Annotated in this window: 7 protein-coding genes; 4 read left to right on the top strand and 3 right to left on the bottom strand. The window is 46.2% G+C overall.

Going from position 1 to position 7,321, the window contains the following annotated elements:
* Nucleotides 1–232 precede the first annotated feature (232 nt).
* From ABF824_RS09440 to ABF824_RS09430, 3 genes are all read left to right on the top strand, one after another.
* On the top strand, nucleotides 233–730 hold the full coding sequence (locus ABF824_RS09440) for a hypothetical protein (protein ID WP_415488343.1): 498 nt from the start codon (nucleotides 233–235) through the stop codon (nucleotides 728–730).
* A 293-nt stretch (nucleotides 731–1,023) separates the two neighbouring features.
* Nucleotides 1,024–1,278, top strand: a complete 255-nt coding sequence (locus tag ABF824_RS09435; protein WP_415488341.1) for a hypothetical protein — start codon at nucleotides 1,024–1,026, stop codon at nucleotides 1,276–1,278.
* Nucleotides 1,279–1,367: 89 nt separating this feature from the next.
* A complete protein-coding gene (locus ABF824_RS09430; RefSeq protein ID WP_415488339.1) occupies nucleotides 1,368–3,086 on the top strand; it encodes a CotH kinase family protein in 1,719 nt (572 codons plus the stop codon).
* A gap of 237 nt (nucleotides 3,087–3,323) precedes the next feature.
* On the opposite strand, the gene ABF824_RS09425 is transcribed toward ABF824_RS09430, so the two are convergent.
* The gene (locus ABF824_RS09425; RefSeq protein ID WP_415488337.1) at nucleotides 3,324–3,602 is read right to left on the bottom strand and encodes a hypothetical protein; all 279 of its coding nucleotides are present in this window, start codon (nucleotides 3,600–3,602) and stop codon (nucleotides 3,324–3,326) included.
* A gap of 497 nt (nucleotides 3,603–4,099) precedes the next feature.
* Between ABF824_RS09425 and ABF824_RS09420 the strand changes: the two genes are divergently transcribed.
* A complete protein-coding gene (locus tag ABF824_RS09420; RefSeq protein ID WP_415488345.1) occupies nucleotides 4,100–5,200 on the top strand; it encodes an AI-2E family transporter in 1,101 nt (366 codons plus the stop codon).
* 31 nt (nucleotides 5,201–5,231) lie between these two features.
* Here ABF824_RS09420 and ABF824_RS09415 read toward each other — a convergent pair whose 3' ends face one another.
* Entirely contained in the window at nucleotides 5,232–5,888 is a 657-nt protein-coding gene (locus tag ABF824_RS09415) for a Crp/Fnr family transcriptional regulator (protein WP_415488335.1), read from the bottom strand.
* Between the two features lie 128 nt (nucleotides 5,889–6,016).
* Nucleotides 6,017–7,234 carry an alpha/beta hydrolase gene (locus ABF824_RS09410; RefSeq protein ID WP_415488333.1) on the bottom strand — a complete coding sequence of 406 codons (1,218 nt, stop codon included), beginning with the start codon at nucleotides 7,232–7,234 and terminating at the stop codon, nucleotides 6,017–6,019.
* Nucleotides 7,235–7,321: the final 87 nt, after the last annotated feature.

Genomic DNA, 7,321 nt, shown 5'->3' with positions numbered 1-7,321 from the left:
GATATTATTTAATAAGTTTTGTGATTTTTTTGTATCCATAGGGACGGTTATTATGCGGATGCCTGCTTACAAATACTGTTTGTAGGATCATTCGTTGCATGTTCTGGCAACAATGTGGAATTAAACGACGAATTTATTGTTATATAATCACGCAAATAATAGGAATATTGTGTGGTTATATTTGCTGCCTTGCTGGCGTCATGATTTTGAGCAGCAAGGAAGGATTTTATATATGACGAATTTAAACCTAACAATTAATGGTGCCAAGGCATCCCTTAATGGTAACTATGTCAATTTTTCCGTTCCAATGGTTGCGCTGACTGGAGGAGACGGCGATACATCGCATTATCTATACACCATTGGTTACCAGTCTAACCCCAGTAAGATCATATCAATGGAACAAGTAAATTACGAAACTGAATCGCAATTTACTTGGAGTAATGGATGGTCAACAGCTGGTTATTCATACAATCCCGCTCATGAGATTTGGTCATCACCTTATTTTTATTGTATTAAAGGAAAAGATGCATCTGGGAATGTTGGATATACATTGCCGTTGAAGGCAACGAAGAATTCTGATGGCACTTATTCCATAACAGGGTGGGAGAATGGTAGTTCGACCACTAACAGTACAAGTTACAGCTTGAGTGGAGCATCTTCCGTTATTGCTGACGCTCCCCTCACATTGTCTGTTCAGGCAATAATAGCGGACCTTCAGCAGATACGGTAATTGCCTTTTCTGATGGAGGTGCGGGGGGAACATTTACACCTGAAAATGTGACGATTCCCGCAGGCAGCAATAGCATTGTGACTGCAACATACAGTAATTCAAGTGCGGAAGTAATAACTATCTCTACGACCAATAACGGATCATTAGCAGATCCCAATTCTATATCTGTCACAATAACGGAAATTGTAGCATCCACTTCCTATACACTTACAGGACCGGATTCTGCGACTGTGGGAGTGTCTCAAACACTTACGTTGCTTCCAAACAATTCTGGCCCCGCGAATGATGTGGTCGTGACTTTGTCTGATAATAACGCAGGAGGGACTTTTACACCATCTACAGTGACATTTCCGGCTAAAAATACCGCCGAACAGAACGTTTCCTATACACCTAAATCGACAGGCACTGTTTCTATTTCTTCAACAAATAATGGTTCACTTGTCGATCCTTCTGGAATATCTATGGTTGTCGCAGCTGCTCCAATTCCTTCAACTTCTTACACATTGACGACCACTGCTACGGGCACCGCCGGTACCCCCAGGCAATAACCCTTACGCCCAACAATGATGGACCGTCTAGTGCGGTTACTGTTACACTTACTGATAATGGTGCTGGTGGAACTTTTAGTGCTTCAACTGTGACGTTTGCAGAGAATGATGCAGCTGAACAAACTGTCAATTATACTCCAAAAGCAGCCGGTTCTGTTTCTATCTCTACAACAAACAATTCAAATCTCACAGATCCATCGGCAGTTTCCATATCAGTGGGAGCGCAAATTGTTCTCACAATGGGGAACACAACAGTTACTGTTGATCCAGTAACGGGCTTGCCTTCTATTACGACAAATCCTGTGGGCGGGAAGGCTCCTACTTTCACGATTTATAGAGGCCCACAAGGACAGACATGGTACAATAATCCTCTTATTGCTACAGTATCTTCGCTGCCATATATTGACAAAGATGCACCGTGTGGTGATCTGGTTTATTATGTTCGAGGAACCGACAGCACAATTTCTACAACACTAGAAGGTGGTAACGCGAATGTATCGATTGCCACTATTGGTGATGCTACAACTGTAACTATTGATAGTGCATCCCATGCATTTGCATCTGCACCCACGGGCCTTATTCGCGCCGATATCACCGGGACGCTTCCTACCACGCAAAGTGCGGGAAAGAAGAGTGTCGCGATTCAATATTCTCGCGATGGCAAAAATCTATTTAACTATATGTTTGCAGCGAAAGTATCGGGGCAATCTTCCGCTACAGATCCGAAGAAAGGTTACAGCGGAAAGATTTCCAACTCAAAAGGTAAATCGGCAGACGTAAAGTTTGGGTCGTGGCCCGCACAGGACAAGCTCTCACTTAAAGCCTATTATGATGAGCGGTCCATGTGCCGTGATATTGTGGCTAATCGCCTCTTTCGTCAGATCAGTATGGTGGGCGTTTATCCGGATAATCTGGGCTATCCATTGGAGGCTATGGGGGCAAATGGAAAAGAGTTTTGTCAGCCAGCCGATGCCCCGATGGGGACTGATGGTTTCCCGGTAAAGGTATATGTTAATGGAAATTATCAAGGCTTATACATTCATCGGACCAGTGGAGATAACAGTGATTGGTTGATTGATGAGAGCAACCCGGATCATTATATGCTTCAATTCGATCATGCAGGCGCAGCAGGCTGGGGTGCTTACAATTGGCTAAATGGGTTTAATCCCGTTTTCTTTGACGTTACTTCCCCCAGTATGGACGGCTATGCTAATCAGAGTAATTTTTCTACTACATATCCGACGCAGTATGCCAAATGTTCTGAGCCGTTTAATTGGGTGAAAAATGTTTCCGCTGGTACGGAAAATTTTGCATCAACCGTTGATACCATTTGGGATGTACGCTCCGTCATTCTCTATATGATAGCCAGTGAAATCACTGCGAATACTGACGGTATTGCGAATAATCTTTACCTTGTTAACTGGGGCGGGAAATGGTTCCTGAAATGGTATGATCTGGACGAAACTTTTGGGCAGGGATATCTAAAGACCAATGATCCTGTTAATGTTGGTCTCGTCACTACAGGGAATAAATACGGAACTGGTAGTACTGCCATATTTGACTTGTTCTGGAAAAATATGACCCCACAACTTTGTGCGTTTTGGCGTGAGTGTCGGGAAGCTGATATTATCAGCGTCAATAATATCGTCCGTATGTTCTCTGAGTTCAGCGCTCTGTTTGGAGATACCGAACTTCAGAACGAATATGAACTATGGGGCGCTGGTGATCGCGGGTCATTCGCGTTTATTTTTGATTGGGTCGAGAAACGTATTGCGTATCTCGACGGTATTTTCAGCTATACTGACTAAGATTTATTGTTTGAGTTCTATGTTAAGGAGGGCTTTGGCTCTCCTTACACTTATTTCCAATTTAATTCTTCATTTTGTAATGCGGGGCCATTTTAGGAAGAATACGCTTTCTTATATGAATATAAACAATTTGTTTACGAAATCGAATTCTTGAACACTACTCTTTGAAAGAGCGGGAGTTATTATTAGGCCCACATCGGGTGGAGGGGAAAATCCCCTCCTAAGCCTTGATGGAAATCAGTTGCTGTTGTCCTGATTTCCGCTTTCTTCTCCATGTCGGTGGCCATGGCCGCCCTTATGGTGATTGCCATGCTCGTTGTTATTCTGCGACTCATCGTTCTGGCGGTTTGAGTCGTTATTGCCGCGTTCACCACGATGCTCACCACGGTCATGTCCACGACCGTTTGAATCGTTGTCGTTCTGGTTCTCATAGCGATCGCGGTTGTTGTCCTCGGCGTGAGCAAGGACAGGTGCGGTTACACTCATGGCAGCCGCGAGTAGTAAAATTTTTCTCATTAATCCACCTCCTGCTTGTGTGGTGAATATGAACTAGCCCGAAGATAGCGGGCAGAAAATGGCCATGTAGTAACGGAAAGAAACAATACAATGCGAAATGAGAAGATGGCTTCGTGATTCTAAGGTAAATAGCCAATTTTACTCAATATCCCAATAATTTGCATATCTGCATTGCCTCAATTTCGGCAATGAATGCGCATGCTGATTTATTCATTTATGCAATAACTATTTTCTATTTTTATCTCAATAATTATTCTGTCAGCCGAGTTCAGAATTATCCGGTTTCTATGCTTGGTTCTTGTTTGGTATGCTCCAAACATTGTAATTCGAGTTTAAACCTATTCACATTGGGTTATTGATAATTTTTAATATGCGTGGCAAATAATCATCGTAGTTATGTAGTTTGTTTTTGTAAGCGCCAAGCGCGTCGTTTAGTTTTGTTTGTCAGTTTCTGGGTTTGTGAAGAGTAAAATGTGTCTTTTCTTGAAAGCTACGCCATGAAATCTCAGTGCCCAGCGACAACGACAGGAAAAGATAAGTCGGGTTCACCAACGCGCCCAGTCCTTGTCGCATTGCTCGCAAATATGTTGGTGGTGAGCGCTGTATGGATTTTACGGCCTTTTATCCCTGCTCTTATCTGGGCAGGCACAATTGCTGTAACGATGTGGCCCTTATTGCTTCAGTTGCAGGCCCGCTTGAGGGGAAGTCGCAAGTTTGCGGTATTCACCACGCTTTTTGCTGCTATTGCCATGTTTGTATTGCCATTCTGGCTCGCTATTTCGACAGTAGTGAAGCATATGGATGCATTCAGCGAAATCGTCCCTTATATCACTAATATCAAGCTACCAGATCTCCCTGATAAAGTTCAGAGGCTTCCACTGGTGGGCGAGTATTTGAGGAAATGGTGGCATCACCTGCAATCCATGAAGCCCATGGAAATCGTGCAACAGGCTGTGCCACGCCCTGATCAGATCATGCATTACCTCATGTCATATGCGGGTAGCATTGGAATGCTGGCAGTGCAGTTTATTCTTACGCTGATTATTCTGGCTGCATTTTTGACGAAAGCGGAATATCTTATCAGTACCTCAAGAAAGTTTATTGTCACTCTTGCAGGCGATGACGGTTTGGGAATGCTCGAACTGGGGGTGCGAACAATACGAGGTGTGGCCATAGGGGTGACACTGACTGCGATTGTGGAAAGTGTTGTTGGTGGAGCGGGCATGTATGCCACAGGTGTCCCGTGGGCAAGTGTCCTGACAGCCATCACTTTTATGGCCTGCCTTCTTCAGGCCGGGCCGGGAGTTGTGCTTTTTCCTGCCGTTATCTGGGTTTATTTTGCAAGTGGCGTAGGAAAAGCTGCTATTCTTCTGGGCGTGACGTTCCTCACGATCATGATCGACAACATGCTGCGTCCTTATCTAATTCGAAAGCAGGCAGATATTCCGCTCGTGTTGATTATGATGGGGGTTATTGGGGGGCTGGCCGCGCTTGGGCTGGCTGGCATTTTTATTGGGCCAATGCTGCTTTCCGTCACTTACACCCTTATCAAGCAGTGGATGGCATCTGAAGATACAGTCGAAAATGCCAAGTCTTAATTTGATTTGGTATGAAATAAACAGATTGCTCTCAGGGCGTTGCGGCTGCCCTGAGGCGGCCAACATCAATGTTCAAATGACGGCAATCAATTCGATTGATTACATTCTGTTTGGTAAGAACCTGAAGTGCTCTGCTCAGGCTTTCGATGGCAATGCCGATGTAATCCGCTATATCCGATCTGGGCATCGGGAGAGTCAATATGCCTGTCTTCTCACAGAAGCATCCAAAATTCTCGCAAAGATCAAGCAGGAACATGGCGACCTTGGTGGGTACGTCACATCGTGCCGTCATGATAAGACGATCCTGCTGGATGCGAATCTGTGTAACTGTTTTTAGAAGTAATTCCGAAAATAACTCTCCATGATCTGAAGAACGTTTTTCTAATACACTGACATTTACTTTGAATAATTGGGTGGGCGATAGGGTGCATGCACAGTTGAGATAAGTCCCAGTTTCCGGGACACCACATATATCTCCCTTTTTCAGAAAGGCCATGACATATCGTTGGCCATCCTGAAGGTGGCGAGAGATACGGATAACTCCTTCGCCGACGATATAAAGATATTTTGCTGCTGAACCTTGCTCAAAAATAGTCGTGTTCGAAGGAAAAAACACACTCCGTCCGAGAGAGGCGATGCTGGCAAGGTTTCCTTCACGCGACAGGTAGGAATATGATGTATTTTCCATGGTGATTAATTAGGAAATTACATCATGGATTGTCCATATGGAGGGCTCGTTTTGGTGCATCTGTTTTGGGGACGATGCGCATTTCGTTGCTGAACAGCCGCATCGTCATTTCCCTCGGGATGCTGTCTCTATTCTGGCTGTGGGTTGCACTGAGAGGCTACTGGCTGACCAGCCATGACGGCCTGCGTAAAAGCTGCAGAGTCAGGAAGTGAGGCATTGACTGTCTGATCGTGATTCAAGCCCTTGTAAATGTGTGCCTGTACAACGGTTCCAGCGGTACAGGCCGCTTTGACGAGACCAAACTGGAGTGGGGGTGGCACATCGCGGTCCAGTTCCCCCGTGCCGATGAACAGGGGCTGAGCCAGTTTCATCGTCGGATATTTCATGGCTTCCAAGGCAGGTGCGAGTGATTCCGCAAAACCAGGTTTAAGGGAGTTTCCAAAAGTCAGACCATCGGCCTTAACTTTGTCTGTCAAAGGGTAAACGCACAGATCAGCGGCTGCATGGTATGCGGGCATGGCCTTGGCTGTAAAAGCATTCTCCGGTTTGAAGGTCGGGTCATATCCGGCCTGACCCTGCGCCAGATAAAGCGCATAGACCATGACGGGATTATAAGTCTCGCTTTTGGCATCAGCTGCGGGAGCACTGGTCATCTGTTTCAGAAGTTCAGGTGTTATGTAGGGGGCGCCAGTCGCCACAGTGCCACGGATATTCAGTTCTGGCGCATACACTGGCGCATAGGATGCAGATGCGAATGCAGCGCCACCGCCCTGTGACTGACCGACAATCATGATCTTGTTCTGGAGGTCCGGCACCGAGGCGAGTGCGGCGCGTACACCATCCAAAAGGCTGCAAGCTTCCACTTTTGTGTTCAGATAGGGATGGACACCGGCGGTTCCCAGCCCCTGATAATCAGTGCCGACAATAGCAAAGCCGCGCTGCATCCAGGTTGAGAGATAACGGCGATTGCGGTCTGACCACGGATTGTCCGAAGGTGCGCAATGATCGGCAACGCCCACAGTGCCGTGCGCCCATGCGACGATAGGCCAGCCACCTTTGGGAGGCTGGCCAGCAGGCAGGATAACTTCCGCAGTTACAGGAACCAGCCCATGCCCTGTGACACCGTTGGTGGAAAGATAAGTGATTTTCAGTGCGCGTCCAGCGTTGGGAAGACTGAAAGCTTCAGGTAACGTCGTCGAACCAGTGAGTGAACCAGGGTGCGCCTGAGAAGCAGCGTGACCAGAAGACATCATGGCGGCAAGACACACGCTGGTCACTAACGAGGAAATCAGACGGAAAGACACGCAAAATCCTTTCAGGCTAGCCAGCTTTGCCTTGACCACCATGAATGTTTAAACTTTACAATGAAAAGAATGGCGGCGCTTACGAGTGTTTGTCAACCAGAATTTACAGCGTAAAGTTTGCAGGAGCAC

Source organism: Acetobacter sp. (assembly GCF_047721705.1).
Classification (GTDB): Bacteria; Pseudomonadota; Alphaproteobacteria; order Acetobacterales; family Acetobacteraceae; genus Acetobacter.
Note: the sequence above shows the minus strand (reverse complement) of the source record. Positions and strands in the feature narration are given on the sequence as shown.

What these genes read in the sequence shown, in the direction of transcription:
- ABF824_RS09415 (WP_415488335.1), bottom strand. Translation starts at nt 5,888, where the DNA reads ATGGAAAATACATCATATTCCTACCTGTCGCGTGAAGGAAACCTTGCC.
- ABF824_RS09425 (WP_415488337.1), bottom strand. Translation starts at nt 3,602, where the DNA reads ATGAGAAAAATTTTACTACTCGCGGCTGCCATGAGTGTAACCGCACCT.
- ABF824_RS09420 (WP_415488345.1), top strand. Translation starts at nt 4,100, where the DNA reads ATGAAATCTCAGTGCCCAGCGACAACGACAGGAAAAGATAAGTCGGGT.
- ABF824_RS09440 (WP_415488343.1), top strand. Translation starts at nt 233, where the DNA reads ATGACGAATTTAAACCTAACAATTAATGGTGCCAAGGCATCCCTTAAT.
- ABF824_RS09410 (WP_415488333.1), bottom strand. Translation starts at nt 7,234, where the DNA reads ATGGTGGTCAAGGCAAAGCTGGCTAGCCTGAAAGGATTTTGCGTGTCT.